This is a genomic window from Paenibacillus yonginensis (assembly GCF_001685395.1).
GTDB classification, from domain to species: Bacteria; Bacillota; Bacilli; order Paenibacillales; family Paenibacillaceae; genus Fontibacillus; species Fontibacillus yonginensis.
Genome location: NZ_CP014167.1, coordinates 110,515 through 125,364 on the forward strand (window position 1 = coordinate 110,515; position 14,850 = coordinate 125,364).

11 protein-coding genes are annotated in these 14,850 nt (G+C 56.3%); 8 read left to right on the forward strand and 3 right to left on the reverse strand.

Annotation, left to right across the window (positions count from 1 at the left end; translation table 11 throughout):
- The first annotated feature begins 2 nt into the window (after positions 1 to 2).
- From AWM70_RS00485 to AWM70_RS00510, 6 genes are all read left to right on the forward strand, one after another.
- The gene (locus tag AWM70_RS00485) at positions 3 to 1,661 is read left to right on the forward strand and encodes an ABC transporter substrate-binding protein (protein WP_068693381.1); all 1,659 of its coding nucleotides are present in this window, start codon (positions 3 to 5) and stop codon (positions 1,659 to 1,661) included.
- A gap of 36 nt (positions 1,662 to 1,697) precedes the next feature.
- Positions 1,698 to 3,059, forward strand: a complete 1,362-nt coding sequence (locus AWM70_RS00490) for an alpha-L-fucosidase (protein ID WP_068693382.1) — start codon at positions 1,698 to 1,700, stop codon at positions 3,057 to 3,059.
- Positions 3,060 to 3,207: 148 nt separating this feature from the next.
- Positions 3,208 to 3,681: a RidA family protein gene (locus AWM70_RS00495; protein WP_068693383.1), complete on the forward strand. Its 474-nt coding sequence runs from the start codon at positions 3,208 to 3,210 to the stop codon at positions 3,679 to 3,681.
- 5 nt (positions 3,682 to 3,686) lie between these two features.
- Positions 3,687 to 4,841 carry an alanine racemase gene (locus AWM70_RS00500; protein WP_237167799.1) on the forward strand — a complete coding sequence of 385 codons (1,155 nt, stop codon included), beginning with the start codon at positions 3,687 to 3,689 and terminating at the stop codon, positions 4,839 to 4,841.
- A 25-nt stretch (positions 4,842 to 4,866) separates the two neighbouring features.
- Entirely contained in the window at positions 4,867 to 5,928 is a 1,062-nt protein-coding gene (locus tag AWM70_RS00505) for a Gfo/Idh/MocA family protein (protein WP_068693384.1), read from the forward strand.
- Positions 5,922 to 7,133, forward strand: coding sequence for an ArgE/DapE family deacylase (locus tag AWM70_RS00510; RefSeq protein ID WP_068693390.1), 1,212 nt, complete (start codon positions 5,922 to 5,924; stop codon positions 7,131 to 7,133). The genes AWM70_RS00505 and AWM70_RS00510 overlap by 7 nt, the downstream gene beginning before the upstream one ends.
- 91 nt (positions 7,134 to 7,224) lie before the next feature.
- Here AWM70_RS00510 and AWM70_RS00515 read toward each other — a convergent pair whose 3' ends face one another.
- Positions 7,225 to 8,268 (reverse strand): LacI family DNA-binding transcriptional regulator, encoded by a 1,044-nt coding sequence (locus AWM70_RS00515; RefSeq protein ID WP_068700204.1) that lies wholly within the window; start codon positions 8,266 to 8,268, stop codon positions 7,225 to 7,227.
- Between the two features lie 243 nt (positions 8,269 to 8,511).
- On the opposite strand from AWM70_RS00515, the gene AWM70_RS00520 reads away from it, so the two are divergent.
- A complete protein-coding gene (locus tag AWM70_RS00520; protein ID WP_068693402.1) occupies positions 8,512 to 11,646 on the forward strand; it encodes a beta-galactosidase in 3,135 nt (1,044 codons plus the stop codon).
- Positions 11,647 to 11,760: 114 nt separating this feature from the next.
- The gene (locus AWM70_RS00525; RefSeq protein ID WP_068700206.1) at positions 11,761 to 12,612 is read left to right on the forward strand and encodes a sugar phosphate isomerase/epimerase family protein; all 852 of its coding nucleotides are present in this window, start codon (positions 11,761 to 11,763) and stop codon (positions 12,610 to 12,612) included.
- Positions 12,613 to 12,700: 88 nt separating this feature from the next.
- Here AWM70_RS00525 and AWM70_RS00530 read toward each other — a convergent pair whose 3' ends face one another.
- Together AWM70_RS00530 and AWM70_RS00535 are read right to left on the reverse strand one after the other, a co-directional pair.
- Positions 12,701 to 13,558 (reverse strand): sugar phosphate isomerase/epimerase family protein, encoded by an 858-nt coding sequence (locus AWM70_RS00530; RefSeq protein ID WP_068693404.1) that lies wholly within the window; start codon positions 13,556 to 13,558, stop codon positions 12,701 to 12,703.
- Positions 13,555 to 14,613, reverse strand: a complete 1,059-nt coding sequence (locus tag AWM70_RS00535; protein ID WP_068693405.1) for a Gfo/Idh/MocA family protein — start codon at positions 14,611 to 14,613, stop codon at positions 13,555 to 13,557. The genes AWM70_RS00530 and AWM70_RS00535 overlap by 4 nt, the downstream gene beginning before the upstream one ends.
- Between the last annotated feature and the right edge of the window lie 237 nt (positions 14,614 to 14,850).

The following is a 14,850-nucleotide window of genomic DNA, read 5'->3' on the forward strand; positions in this document are numbered from 1 at the left end:
TCATGAAGGGGAGATTATTCAGAAGCGGTGTAAGCTGCCTGCTGGCGATGGTTATTTTGCTCAGCGCGTGTTCCAGCAAAGGAAATGAAGAGGCATCACCGGCAAGCGCGGAAGCGGCCGTAACAGAAGCGGGCCAATTCCCGATCGTAAATGAGCCGGTCACGATTAAGGTCATGACTGCAGCGAACTCGGCAGTGGAGGATTTTGCGACAAATAAATTCACCAAATATCTGGAAGAGAAGACGAATATCCATATCGAGTGGGAGCTGGTTCCCGGCAGCTCGGCTGCCGAGAAGCTGAACGTAGTGCTCGCCGGCGGCGACCTGCCCGACGTGATCATGGGCATGAACGTTTCGAACGACCAGCAGCAGATTTACGGGGAACAGGGCGTGTTCCTTTCCTTAAACGATCTGATCGACAAATATGGGATCGAAACCAAAAAGATGTTTGAAGAGCGCCCGCTGATCAAAGAATCCATCACGGCCAGCGACGGCAAGATTTATGCGCTGCCTGCGCCAAATGAATGTTATCACTGCTCCATGCGCCAGAAAATGTGGATCTATCAGCCATGGCTGGATAAATTGGGGCTCAAGATGCCAACCACAACCGAAGAGTTCTACGAAGTGCTGAAAGCCTTTAAAACGCAGGACCCGAACGGCAACGGCAAAGCGGACGAAATCCCTTTCTCCGGAGCGCCAATGGCTTACGGCTCGACAACAACTACCGCTGTGGAAAACTTCCTGATGAACGCCTTTACCTATGCGCCTTATACCCGGATTTATTTGAACGAAGGCAAAGCCGACGTGCCTTACAACAAAGACGGCTGGCGGCAGGGGCTGGAATACCTGCATAAGCTCTACGCCGAAGGTTTGATGGACCCGCAGGCTTTAACCCAGGATGGCACGCAGCTTATGCAGCTCGGGGAAAATCCGGGCGTTCCGATTCTGGGCGCGGCCTCCGCACCCAATATGAGCGCCATCACGCAGCTGAGCGGGGAAAGCGGACGCTGGCTGGAGTATGTAGCGGTTCCTCCGCTGAAAGGGCCGGATGGACTCCAGGTCACACAGGTGGACCCTTATCAGATCGCCGGCGGTGCATTTGTCATTACAAGCGCGGCTAAAAATCCGGAAGCGGCATTCCGCCTCGCTGACATGCTGTACGACCGGGAGAATACGCTTCGCCTGAATTTCGGCGTACTCGGCAAAGACTGGGATTGGGCGGCAGAAGGCGAGAAAGGCATCAACGGTGAACAGGCGATCTACAAGACCATCACCAAATTCGGCGTCCAGCAGAATTCCAACTGGTCTCAGGTAGGGCCGAACTTCCGCCCTAGCGAACTCCGCCTGGGTGAGGTTGCCGATCCGGAGAACCCGCTTGAAAGCATTTTGTATAAAGAGACCAAAGATAAATATGATCCTTACAAAATTGATACGGCAAGCGTAATGCCTCCGCTGTTCTTTACCTCGGATCAAACGGCCGAAATGGCGGACCTGGCCAAAACCCTGTTTGATTACGTGAATGAAATGACGGCCCGGTTCGTAACCGGCGATATGGAGCTGAACGACGCTAATTGGCAGAACTACCTGCAGACGCTCGACGGCATGAACCTGAAACGTTATCTCGAAATCTATCAGGGTGTGTATGATGCGAAACAGAAATAAAAGAAGGCCATTTTACGGAAGAGAGGTCTAAATGACATGGAGAAGCCGGAAATGCCCGAAGGCTGGAAATGGTTTACGGAGAGCCGGTACGGGATGTTTATCCACTTCGGGCCTTATGCCCAATATGGACGCGGGGAGCAGGTGCTATTCCGCGAGCATCTAAATCATCAGGCATACGCCGAGAAGGCGTGTTCCTGGAATCCTCAGCATTACGATCCGGAGCTATGGGCTTATACTGCCCGGAAGGCAGGAATGAAGTATGCATGTCTGACTACACGCCATCATGACGGTTACTGTCTTTGGGATACCCGAACCACCGATTATTCCAGCGCGGCGCAGGCGCCTAAACGCGATATGGTCCGCGAGTTCGTAGACGCATTCCGCAAGGAAGGGCTGCGGATCGGTTTGTATTATTCCTGGATCGACTGGCGGATTCCCGCTTATTTCGACGGTCCGGACAAGGATCCCGAGGGCTGGGCCACAATGAAGGCTTACCTGCACGCCCAGGTTGAGGAGCTGGTGACGAACTACGGGCAAATCGACCATTTCTTCTTCGACGGCGTTTGGCCGCGGGATTCGGAGGATTTGGGCAGCGTTGAGCTTGTGGCCCGGATGAAGGAGATTCAGCCGAACATCCTGGTTAACAACCGGCTGGGATCCTCCAAGGCGGATAACGTCTATGCAGACGGGGGAGCGGGAGCCGGGGATTCGGAGGTTCTGGGTGATTTCGGGACGCCGGAGCACGTTATCATTCCTGACAAAAACCGGCTTTGGGAATCCAACCAGGTGACGACCTGGCGGCTATGGGGATATACAAACGGCGAGCGCTGGCGTCCTGCCGATTACCTGCTGGATATGCTGTGCGAATGTGCGGAAAAAGGCGGCGAACGCGGCGGCAACCTGCTGCTTAACGTCGGTCCGCAGCCCGACGGCCAGCTGCCGCCGGAGTTTGTACAGCGTGTGCTCCAGATCGGTCAATGGCTGGAGGTGCACGGCGAAGCGGTATACGGCTCTGACGGCGGAGCCGTAACCGAGTTTATTACTTACGGCCGTCAGACAACCAAAGGCAACAATCTCTATTTGATCATCCGCTTCTGGGACGGCTCGCCGCAGCTGCGTCTGGCGGATTTGGCCGTGAAGGTCAACAAGGTGACTCTGCTGACAACAGGGCAGGCGCTGACGTTCAGCCAGACGGAAGATGAGCTGCTGATTCAGGGGCTGCCGCGCGAACGCCCGACCCGGCTGTTCCCGGTAATCAAGATCGAATGCGACAGCACACCGGCTGCCAACAATTGGGGCAGACAGCGCTTGTGGGAAGGCGATCCTGAAAGGGTGGCCGAATGGGCCCGCAGGCAGCGGGGCACTTCGGTGTTTGTGGACGGGAAGCCAAGGGGTTAGCGCAAGAAATAAAGATAGGAAGAGCATCCGGTCCCGGAAAATACAAATCAAATTCAGATTCAAATTCAAATTCATATGGACTGCCGGATCGGCCAGGGCCCTCGTCCTGGCCTTGATCTGTCAAATGGAATACGAAAGGAAGTGCGGAATGAACGAACGCAGGGGAGAAACCGAACGGATCATGCTGGAGAAAGGTATTGTGCTGGGTGAGGTGCCGATGCCGGCCGCCAACTATCTTCCGGCCAAACAGGCCGGGAGCCTGGTTTTTACTTCGGGCAACGACTGCCGGGTTAACGGGGTTTTGATGTATACAGGCAAGGTTGGAGGCGAGCTGTCCGTTGAGCAGGGGTATGCCGCCGCCCGGCAGGTGGCCGTAAATCTGCTGTCCGTATTAAAGGCGCATCTGGGTGAGCTGGACCGGGTAAAGCAGGTGGTGAAAATGCTTGCCTTCGTTAATTCGGCTCCCGGTTTCGTGGAGCAGCCTTATGTCATTAACGGAGCATCGGATTTGCTGGTCGAGGTGTTCGGGGAGAGAGGCCGGCATGCGCGGTCCGCTTTGGCTGCGCCCGAGCTGCCGTTCGACACGCCGGTGGAAATCGAGCTGATCGTGGAAGTGGAGTGATGGCCGTGGAGGATGGGAGCCAAGGAAATCCATTCAAAACTACTCAAGACTTATCTGCGGGAGGTCTCTACCCTGAGCTGACAACTCCGGCTGTGGTCGTGGATATGGATATTGTAGAAGCTAACGTCAGCCGGATGGCTCATAAGCTTAAGGAGAACGGCCTCCGGCACCGGCCGCACATCAAGTCACACAAATCCGTTGAACTGGCGAAACTCCAGCTGGATGCCGGGGCCATAGGAATAACAGTGGCTAAACTTTCAGAAGCGGAGGTATTTGTCCGCGCAGGCGTACGCTCGGTTCTTGTGGCTTATCCGCTGATTGGGGCCGACAAGCTGGCGAGATTCGCCCGCCTGCATCAAGAGGCCGAAATGACAGCTGTGGTGGACAGCCCGGAAGGGGCGGCGGGTTTATCGCAGATAGGGATTTCTTCAGGCAAAGCGGTGCCTATGCTGATAGAAATTGATGGAGGTCTTCACAGGGGAGGCAGGCAGCCGGGCGAAGACGCGGTCTCTTTCGCGAAGCAGCTGAGCGGTATGCCGGGCCTTGAGCTTAAAGGGATTATGGGTTATTTCGGAACCATTTACGGCAGGGCCGGGGAAGAGGAGCTGCGGGAGGCTGTACGGGAGGAAGTTTCTCTTCTGTCCAAAATTGTGACAGATTTCCGGAACGAAGGCCTGCCTGTAGAAATTGTCAGCACCGGCTCCACTCCAGCAGCGATCATGGGCGGAGAGCTTAAAGCGGCGGCGACCGAGGTGCGGGCCGGAAATTATATTTTTATGGACGCCTCAGGTATGGGGCTGGGAATAGCCCGGGAGGAGGACTGCGCCCTGCGCGTTATAGCGACCGTGGTCAGCCTGCCTCTGCCCGGACTAGCCACTATTGACGCGGGGACTAAAACGTTAAGCTCCGATAAAGGCCATAACCGTCCGGGGTTCGGGATGATTACCGGGCACCCGGATATTGAGATTACAGGGCTGAATGAAGAACACGGCTTTCTAAGCTATGATCCTTCCATGGTTTCGCTGGCTATTGGAGAACGGCTGGAGATCATCCCTAACCACTCCTGCGTGATTCCCAACTTAGCCCATCAGGTTTACACCGCCCGCAAGGGGAAGACCACCGGTACACTCCGGATTGATGCCAAAGGCTGCAGTTATTAATTACGAAAAAGGAAGAGGTGTATGTATGCGGGACTCGATTAAAGTCGGCGTTATCGGTACGGGAACCATTTCCCAATTTCATCTTGATGCTTATCGAAATAATCCCTATGCGGAAATAACCGCTATTTGCGATGTGAATGAGGCCCGCGCGCAGTCGGCAGCGGAGATTTACGGCGCTGAAAAGGTGTACACCGACTACCGGGAGCTGCTGGCCGACCCGGCCATCGAGGCCGTCAGCGTCTGCACCTGGAACAGCACGCATGCGGAGATCAGCGCGGCGGCTGTCCGCGCGGGCAAAGCAGTGCTTGTGGAGAAACCGCTCAGCCGGACGATGGAGGAAGCGCTTGAGGTCCAGCAGGCCGTCAAGGAGACCGGCGGACTGCTCCAGGTCGGGTACGTACGCCGTTATGACAACAATGCTCTTCTGGTCAAACAGTTCGCAGGCGCCGGAGAATTCGGCGAATTTTATTACGCCAAAGCAAGCGGTATCCGCAGAATCGGCAATCCCGGCGGCTGGTTTGCCGACAAGTCGCGGTCGGGAGGAGGGCCGGTCATCGATATCGGCGTCCACCTTGTGGACCTGTGCTGGTATCTGATGGGCAGGCCGAAGGTCAAGTCCGTCAGCGCCAATATGTACAGCAAATTAGGCAATAGGGGGCATATCCGGAATTTGCGCAGGTACCAAGCCGCAGACTATGGGGCGTCCCTGAATACGGTGGAGGATATGGCGAATGCCCTGATCCGTTTTGAGAACGGGGCTTCGCTTGCCCTGGACGTCAGCTTTACGCTTCACGCCAAAGAAAACCGGACCTCTATTGTTCTTTATGGGGATAAAGGCGGCGTGGAGATCGATCCGGAGCTGACGATGATCACTGAGAAACACGACACTATCCTTAACGTGACCCCGCAGACGGATCATTCCGGCATTCATATTGAATCCGCCTTCCAGAATGAAATCGACCATTTTATTACCTGTGTCCGGACCGGAAACGAAACTATCAGTCCGGTGAATGACGGCGTGGAGGTTATGAAGATTTTAACCGCTATTTATGAATCCGCCGAGAAGGGGATGGAGATTACATGGTAATCCCGGAAGGAAGCCCTCCGGTAATCGATCAGCAAAGAGTGATTCAGGTCCTTCAGGAGCTGGTGCGGATTCCCAGCGTAAATCCGGCTTTTCCCGGGGGAGGCGGAGAAGCCGGGGCTGCGGCATACGTGGCGGTTTTTTTTGAACAGCTGGGTTTGTCCTATGAGAAGCAGCCGGTGGAAAAAGAACGCGATAACGTAGTGGCTCTGCTTCCCGGTTCCAGACCAAGCAGGCTGCTTCTTGAAGCCCATATGGATACCGTGCAGACGGACGGGATGACCATCGAACCTTTCGGAGGGGAGTTCAGGGACGGGAGAGTCTGGGGAAGAGGCGCTTGTGATACCAAAGCATCGCTGGCAGCCATGCTGGTTGCAGTTGAGACGGTTACCAGGAGCGGGCTTATTCCGCCTGTTACCGTCGAACTCGCCGCCGTCGTGGATGAAGAAGCGACGTATAAAGGGGTTTCGGCCTTGGCTCAGCGGATTGCAGCGGAAGAAGAAATCTATGTAGGGGCAGTGGTGGGGGAGCCGACGGAGCTTCAGTTGATCGCGGCCCACAAAGGCTGCCTGCGTTTTCATATCGAGGTTTACGGCTTGGCCGGGCACAGCTCGGAGCCCGGATCCGCAGTAAATGCGATAGAGCAAACGAGAATAGTCCTGGACTGGCTTGAAGAAGTGGCCTTGAAGGCGTATCCGCTGCTGCATCATCCCCTGACGGGGCCGCCAACGCATTGCGTCACCCGGATTCAGGGAGGAGTAGCGCATAATACGGTGCCTGATTTGTGCCGGATTACACTGGACCGCCGGACCGTGCCCGGCGAGGAGCCGCTTGAGGTATATGCCGGTTTCAAAGCGGGTCTTCAGAAGCTTCAGGCTGAACATAAAGGATTGTCGCTTGCCGTAAGCGCCCCCTTTATCGTGGATTGTGCGATGGATACGCCGCCGGATGCCGATATCGTGTGCGGCCTGCTTGCTGCTGCAAACAGCCATGGGAGGAAGGCGGAGGTTAGAGGAGCCGCCTACTGCAGCGATGCCAGCAAGCTGGCACGTGCCGGCGTGCCGTCGGTGGTATTTGGCCCCGGCAGCATCCGTCAGGCGCACACCCGGGACGAATGGGTTGAGGTAGAGCAGGTCGTGCAGGCGGCGGACATTTTTCTGCGCCTGATCCTGGGTCTGGAGCCCGATGGGCAGGCCGTTCCAAAGTAACCTAAACAACGTATAGCGAAGGGGCAGAACGGGCAGATACGGGCAAACATAGGCAGAAACGGGCAGTCGGGCTGGCACATCAGCCCCCCTGCTAAGTGGACAAACGCATGATCAGGTCAGCGCTCAGCGATAGGGTTTCCTGCGGGGCACCCGGTCGGTCTATACGCCGTTTGAGCACTTCCACCGCCCGCTGCCCCAATTCCTCCTTGTGCAGATGAACCGTTGTGAGGGGAGGAGAGGACTCAGCGGCCGCTTTGATATTATCGATTCCGGCAATCCGGAGGTCACCGGGCAAAGAAATCCCTGTCTCCTGGAGCCTGTGCATCCACCCCAGAGCCATGTCGTCGTTCGCGCAAATCCAGCTGTCCGGGCGTTCCTCCGGCGGAAGTGCCTCGTAGCGTCCCCACATTTCTTTGAGCCAGCCGGGGCCGCCTTCCATATAGGGAAGATTAAACTCGGATAAGCGTACACCGGGCTCCGCATAAGCCTCGAAGCCGGACCGTACGCCAAGCTGCCTTTCCATAAAGCTGGTGGTCCTTCCATTGTCACCGATAAATCCGATATGCCGCATCCCCAGCGACAGCATATGGCGGACCAATGTGCTGCCGGCTTCCAGGTTGTCGTGGACCACTTTGTCGCATTTCACCATGGGGTCTTTGTGATCAACCAAAACCAAAGGTTTCCCCGTATTCTCCAGCGTATGCAGAACGGGATAGGAGAAGTCGCCCATGACGATAATACCGATGCAGCCAGCCCAGTCCAGGTGGGGGGCGATCGCTTCTTCCGGGGAAGCTGCCCTGCCGATCTCCGTTTCCGAAGGGGCCAAGATCAGGTGGTGCCAGCCCTGCTCGCTGCAGCCGCTAATGAGGCCCGAAAGCACGCGCTGCCAGTAGCTGGCGTTCCCCTGATGGTTCTGCTTCATACAGATGAGCACAAAAGAAGCCGTCGATCTGGTTTCGGATCTTGAAGGCAGCTTGTTTTGCTGCTTATAGTACCCTGTGGTGCGAGCCAGCTCGAGCACACGCGCCCGGGTCGCCTCACTGACGCCTGACTTGCCACTTAATGCGCGGGATACGGCATATTTGGACAAGCCGAGCTGATCAGCGAGAAATTGAATGGATATTTTACGTGCCATCCCTATCTGCTCCTGTTCCATGTGATAAATAACATCCAACCTAACAAATCACCTAACGAAAATGGATAAAAACAAAGCCGGAAGCCGCGCGCCTTCCCGCCGATTCCTAGGAAGAACGACCTGATAAACAAGCCTTTTTTGGGAATTGACGGGGTGTTGGAGAGCGGATAAAATGATCATAATAACATTATTATATCACAACATAACAAAAATAACATATTTATTCGGAGAGGAAGGCGAAAGATGAACGTTCTCGTTTTTTACGATGAAAAATTCCCCTACCCCGGCGAAAGGCCGTCCGCCGAAAGTATCCGGCTGCTGAGCGAGGAAGCCGAGCTGGTAGATGCCGAAGGCCTTGCCGAAAGGTTGGCTTCCCGCAAACGGGAGGTGCTGGTTCATCTTCACGGCCCTTATTTTCCGAAAGAAGCCTGGCCGGCTATTCTGGGGCATCTGGAAGGCGGAGGCGGGCTGTTGCATGCCGGAGGTGTTCCCTTCCGCCAGCCGGTAAGCCGGAATGGCGGCGGTTGGCGGGTAGAACGGGAACAGCTTGCTTACCACCAGCTGCTCGATATTCATGATGCGCTCAGCGTCGATGTGCAGGCGGTGAAGGAAACCCGGGCGTCGGCCGAGTTTCCGGTGCTGAGCGGCCATGAGGGGCTGTTTGGCCTCATGCCGACCATTGGACTTACCCTGCATCCGACAAAATCAAGCGACATGCCTGCAGAGATGGGGTCCAGCGGACCGATGGACGCCGTCATTTATCCGCTGCTCACCGGGGTGGATGCGGACGGACGGGGGCGCTGCGCCCCCGTTGTTATGCTGGAGCAGTATAAAGGCGTCTATGCGGGAGGCCGCTGGATTCTGATTAACCAGCAGCTGGGCCCGGAATTTTGGGCCGGTGATGGGCCGGCGCTGCTGGGGAAATTGGCGCGGTTTGCCGGACTGGGCGTAACGGAGCTGTGGCTGAAGCCGAATTATGCATCGTTTGAGCCTGGTGAGCAGGCGATGATCACGATTCAGCTGCAGGCGCTGGCCCGGACGGAGACCGCCAGCCGGAAATGGACGTTCTCCGTGGCGGTGTACAAGGACGGGGAGGAGCAGCCCGTATGGACAGCCCGCGCTGAAGCGTCCGCAGGGCGGGAACAGCCTGACCTGCAGTTCGTCAGGCTGCCGGTGAGGGCCGCTATCGAACCCGGCTTGTACCACGTCGTATGTGAAGCCGAATCCGATGCGGGCGAACAGCGGGTCCTGACCCAGGGGTTCTGGGGCATGGACCGGGCGCTGCTGCAGTCCGGCGAACCGCTTAAGGCGGGGCGGGATTATTTTACGCGCGGCGGCAAGCCGGTTCCAATCGTCGGCATGACCTACATGGCGTCGGACGTGGCGCGCAAATTCCTGCATCTGCCGAACGTGCAGCGCTGGGACAGCGATATGGCCGAAATGAGCCGGGCGGGGATCAACCTGATCCGTACCGGGGTCTGGACCGCTTACCGCATGATCATGTTCGCCGACGGCCATGCGGCTGAAGAGGTGATGCGGGCGATTGACGCCTTTATCCTTACCGCTAAAAAACACGGCCTGGAAGTGACCTTCACCTTCTTCTCCTTTGCCCCGGAAACCTGGGAAGGGCTGAACCCTTATTTGGACCCGCGTTCTGTGGAAGCCGAAAAACGGTTTATTGCCTCTATCGTAAGCCGCCATCAAGGAACAGTTAACGTGCATTGGGACCTGATTAACGAGCCGTCCCTGTTTAATCCGAAACGGATCTTTGAAGGGCCGGTGACGGCAGCCGATCCTTTCGAGCGGAAAGCCTGGGGGGAATGGCTGCACCAAAGGTACGAAGGCGATCTGAACCGGCTGCAGGAGTGCTGGAATATGACGCCGGATCAGCTGCCGTCCTTCGCATCGGCACCTGTGCCGAATCCGGACGATACTGCCTACCACAGCGTGCTTCAGCCGAAGAAACGCGGACCGATGCTGGATTACGCGCTGTTCAGCATGGACATGCATAACCGCTGGGCAGGCGAGCTGATCGGCACGATCCGCCGCTCCGATCCGGAGCAGCTGGCGACGGTCGGCCAGGACGAGGGCATCTGCTCGCAGCGCCCGTCACCGTTCTTCTATGCTCCGGCTGTAGACTATACGACGGTGCATTCCTGGTGGCAGATGGACCATCTGGCCTGGGACGGCATTTTTACGAAAACGCCGGATAAGCCGAATCTCGTCCAGGAGACCGGGATCATGCACATCCAGCGCCCGGACGGCATGGCCAAACGGAGCGAGGAGGAGCTGCGCAATATTCTGGAGCGCAAGTATGCGTATGCTTTTTCGACCGGGGCAGCGGGGGCGGTGCAGTGGATCTGGAACATCAACTATTTCATGGATAACGCCAACGAATCCAACATCGGCGCGCTGCGCGCGGACGGCACGCAGAAGCCGGAGGCGGACGTTTCCTACGACTTCGGGCGTTTCATGAAGGAGAACGCAGCTTTGTTTGATGAACGGAAGCTGGAGGACGTAGCGGTCGTTTATCCGTTCTCCAACGATTTTTCAAGCCGTAAGCTGGCTTTTGAAGCGACAACCCGGGCGGTAAGGACCTTAACTTTCGGGTTAAATGTTCATCCGCGCGGCGCTTCCGAATATGATTTGGAGAGCCTGCATCGTCATCCGGCCAAGCTGATCATCGTGCCGAGCGCCCATAACTTTGCGGACGAAGCTTTTGAGGAGCTGGTCACCCTGGCCGAATCCGGCAGCACCGTGCTCTGGACCGGACCGCTGCGGATCGATGCTTATTGGGGGCATAACGCCTCAAGGCTGAAAGACAAAATTGCTGCGGCTCCGCTCGGCAACGTGCTGCGTGAAGAACTGCTGGAGCTTGGCGGCGGACGTTATCCGGTTTCCTTCGGCGAGAAAAAGATCGGCCTGCTGGAGCTGGAAAGGCTCCAGGGGACGGATTCGAATCAGGCGCAGGGAACAGTCACCGTGCCGCTTGGCAAAGGAAAGTGGATCTGGTGCCCGCTGCCGGTGGAACTGAACGAGCGCTGGGAAGCGATTGAAGCCCTGTACGAAGAAGCGCTGTCGGCTGCAGGCCTTTCCCCTGAGCTGGAGTGGCTGAAGGGCGGGGAGCTGGCCGGCATTTACGGGCGGAAGCTCGAATACGGTGACGGAAATCTGTTTGTTTTTGTCTCTGAATATGGAGGGGACGCGGAGATCCGGGTATATGATCCCCAATCGCAGAACGAATACGCCTTCCAGCTTCCGCAGGAGCGTTCCGTACTGTTTGCGACGGATGCCGCAGGGAACGTCACATCGGTTTACCGGCCGGAGCAGGTGAAGATCGAGAGGGCAGAGAAGAAGAAAGAGACAACGCCGGTTTAGCAGCTTTGGTTATTAGTTATGTTGGGTTTGCTTTTTGGGCTTACTTTTTTGGGCTTCTGTGATTCCTTTGAATCAGCAGCCGAATGGATTTTTATCAGGAGAGGGCGGATTGCTGTGGGATTGACGAATAAGATCGGAGTAATTGTCGACAGCTTTGGGCTGGGCATCAGGGACGGGCTGATTAAAGCCAAGGAAATCGGAGCGGACGGGGTCCAGATTTGGGTGACGCAGGGGGAGATGGAGCCGGCTAATATGACCCAGGAGAAGCGGGCGGAGCTGAAAAGATTCGTCCAGGAGCTGGGACTGGATATCTCGGCGCTCTGCGCGGATTTCGGAGGGAACGGCTTTAAAGATCCGGCACAAAACGGCTGGAAAATCGAGAAATCGAAGCGGGCGCTGGATCTTGCCCTGGATCTGGACTGCCGCGTGGTGACGACGCATATCGGCATTGTGCCTGAGGATCCGAAGGACCCGGTTTATGCCGTCCTTCAGGAGGCCTGCAACGAGCTGGCGGCTTATGCGCATTCGCTTGGCGGTTATTTTGCGATTGAAACCGGCCCGGAAACGGCGGAACGTCTGAAAGGGTTCCTGGATTCGCTCGATTCCAAAGGGGTGGCGGTCAACTTTGACCCGGCGAACATGGTTATGGTGACAGGTGACGACCCGGCAAAGGGCGTACATACCCTTAAAGAGTATATCGTGCATACTCACGTGAAGGACGGCGTCCGGCTCAAGGAGGTTAACCCCTACGACGTTTATGGAGCGCTGGACCACACGAAGCTGGATCAGGAGCCCGGGTTTAAAGAGGTGCCGGTCGGCGAAGGCGGGGTTGACTTTGACGCTTATTTCAAGGCTTTGCAGGACATCGGTTATACCGGATATCTGACCGTGGAGCGTGAGGTCGGCGATCAGCCTGAAGCGGATATCAAGCTGGCGGTTGATTTCATCAAACGTTACCGGAGTTAAGTTAAGCTTATAGATGGAATACAGCATTTGATTCAAAAAAAAGGCGGCATCCCGTTTCCAGGTTGCCGCTTGTTTCTATTCAATCAAGTTAAATCTCGTTCCAGAAGCGCCGCAGATTAGCAAGGCCGATTCTTGCCCCGTCCCGGCAGGGCTCCATGCCTTCGAATTCCAGGGAGAGATATCCGTCGTACCCGGACTCCTTAACCAGGCGAAGCGTTTCGCGGATGTTCAGGTCGCCTTGGCCTACAATCGCTCCGCGCAAATATTTGCCGGCTGTAGAGCGGAACCAGCCTTCGCCGGGATCCTGGGAGGCAGGGCGGATGTAAAAGTCTTTGATGTGTACGATAGACGCGTACGGCAGGTTGTTTGGCACGGCCGCCAAAGGATCTTCGTCGGCGCAGACGAAATTGCCGATATCCAGCGTCGTTTTGAAATTGGGTTCGCCAACTGCCTGAACCAGCGTTTGAACCCGGTCGCTCTGCTGGATGAAATAGCCGTGGTTCTCTACGCTGGTCGTAATGCCATACCCGGCTGCGTAGCGGGCGATTTCGCGGCAGGCTCCGGCGAGCCGCTCAACCTGGGCGTTGAAATGGCCGATCGAGACGTCCGGCGAGGAAGCTACGTCATGGCGCATCAGAGAAACGCCAAGTTTGGCGGCGATATCGACCTGCCCTTTGACCCGCTCAATTTCCTTCCGTAACAGTTCATCGTCATCTGTCAGAAAGTTCGCTCCAATGGCATAGTTGGAAAGCTCCAATCCGTTATGCTCGGCCCTGGCACGGATCGTATCAACCAGGCCGGGGTTGTCGGTCAGGCTGTAGCCGAGCGGCACGATTTCGACGTGTTCGCCGCCGATGGAGGCTGTATAGTCGATTACGTCTTCGACGGTCATTTCGCCGGCTTGCAGGGCGCCATAAAGGCTGTAGGTGCTTAAACCGATTTTCATAGATAAACCTCCTTGCCGGTAGCGGCAGATTCATAGACGGCATTCAGGATTTTCATGATTTCAACGCCGTCCTCAACCGGACTCAGCGGCTGTTTATTGTGCTGGACGCAGTCGATGAAATGGGCGATTTCGCTTTCGAAGGCTTTCTCGAACTGGAAGCCGGCGCTGTCCGTTTGCGGCTGGATGTTGAGGATGGTGTTGTTTTTCTCGGTGACGATGCAAACCTCGGGATCGATTTCGAAGCCGCCTTTGTCGCCATACAGCTTCACGATGCCTTCGTTTTGTTTGGCATGGAGAGAGAAACTGACGTCGACCATCAGCGAAGCGCCGTTTTCAAACCGGATCAAGGCGTTGGCCATATCTTCCACATCATTCAGCTCGGCGTTGTAATCAGCAGCCTGATAACGGGACAGATTCTGGATATGAGCCCGGTTGCCCAGCTTGCTGTACGTATTGCCGCTGACCGATTTCACCTTCGGGCGGCCCATCATGTACCAGCAGAGGTCGATGACATGGACACCGATGTCGATCAGCGGCCCGCCGCCGGAACGGCTTTTGTCGCTGAACCAGCCGCCGGGATTGCCCATGCGGCGGATATAGGAGGCTTTCGCATAATAAATTTCGCCGAATTCGCCGTTGTCCGCGAAGGTGCGCAGCATCTGGGCATTCGGATCGTAGCGGCGGACAAAGCCGACCTGCAGCAGCTTGCCGGACTTGCTCACCGCTTCCTGTACCTGAAGGGCTTCTTCCACGGTGCGGCAGAGCGGCTTCTCCACCAGGACATGTTTGCCCGCATTCAGGGCAGCGATGCTGATTTCGGCATGGGAGTTGTTCCAGGTGCAGATGCTGACCGCGTCGATGTCCGGGTCGGCCACCAGCTCGCGGTAGTCGGTATAAACCTTCTTCGCGCCATAAGCTGCGGCTGCGGCATTGGCCCGTTCTTCATTCAGGTCGCATACCGCATAAACCTCCGCTCCCGGGTGAGCGGAATAAGGCTTGAGATGATATTCGGAGATCGAACCTGTGCCGATCACGCCGATTTTGACGATGGACATAAATAACAGCAGCTCCCTTCGATTCCAGAAACTTATCAGATGAACCTTTGAAAATGAGCGGGGCAAAACAGGAAAAACACGCCGTTAAAACGAAATGTTCGCCTGGAAGTCTATTGCCCTGAGCGACATTTAACCGTTCACCTTAGGGTTTCGGATTTATTTGTATTGTTATCGATTTGCGGCTGGAAAGCCATGCACCACCTTGCTGTTTGTTTGAACAAATGTGCGATCAGGGGG

Coding starts and splice junctions, on each gene's coding strand:
- AWM70_RS00485 (WP_068693381.1), top strand. CDS start 3: ATGAAGGGGAGATTATTCAGAAGCGGTGTAAGCTGCCTGCTGGCGATG.
- AWM70_RS00515 (WP_068700204.1), bottom strand. CDS start 8,268: ATGGCACGTAAAATATCCATTCAATTTCTCGCTGATCAGCTCGGCTTG.
- AWM70_RS00490 (WP_068693382.1), top strand. CDS start 1,698: ATGGAGAAGCCGGAAATGCCCGAAGGCTGGAAATGGTTTACGGAGAGC.
- AWM70_RS00510 (WP_068693390.1), top strand. CDS start 5,922: ATGGTAATCCCGGAAGGAAGCCCTCCGGTAATCGATCAGCAAAGAGTG.
- AWM70_RS00520 (WP_068693402.1), top strand. CDS start 8,512: ATGAACGTTCTCGTTTTTTACGATGAAAAATTCCCCTACCCCGGCGAA.
- AWM70_RS00495 (WP_068693383.1), top strand. CDS start 3,208: ATGAACGAACGCAGGGGAGAAACCGAACGGATCATGCTGGAGAAAGGT.
- AWM70_RS00535 (WP_068693405.1), bottom strand. CDS start 14,613: ATGTCCATCGTCAAAATCGGCGTGATCGGCACAGGTTCGATCTCCGAA.
- AWM70_RS00505 (WP_068693384.1), top strand. CDS start 4,867: ATGCGGGACTCGATTAAAGTCGGCGTTATCGGTACGGGAACCATTTCC.
- AWM70_RS00530 (WP_068693404.1), bottom strand. CDS start 13,558: ATGAAAATCGGTTTAAGCACCTACAGCCTTTATGGCGCCCTGCAAGCC.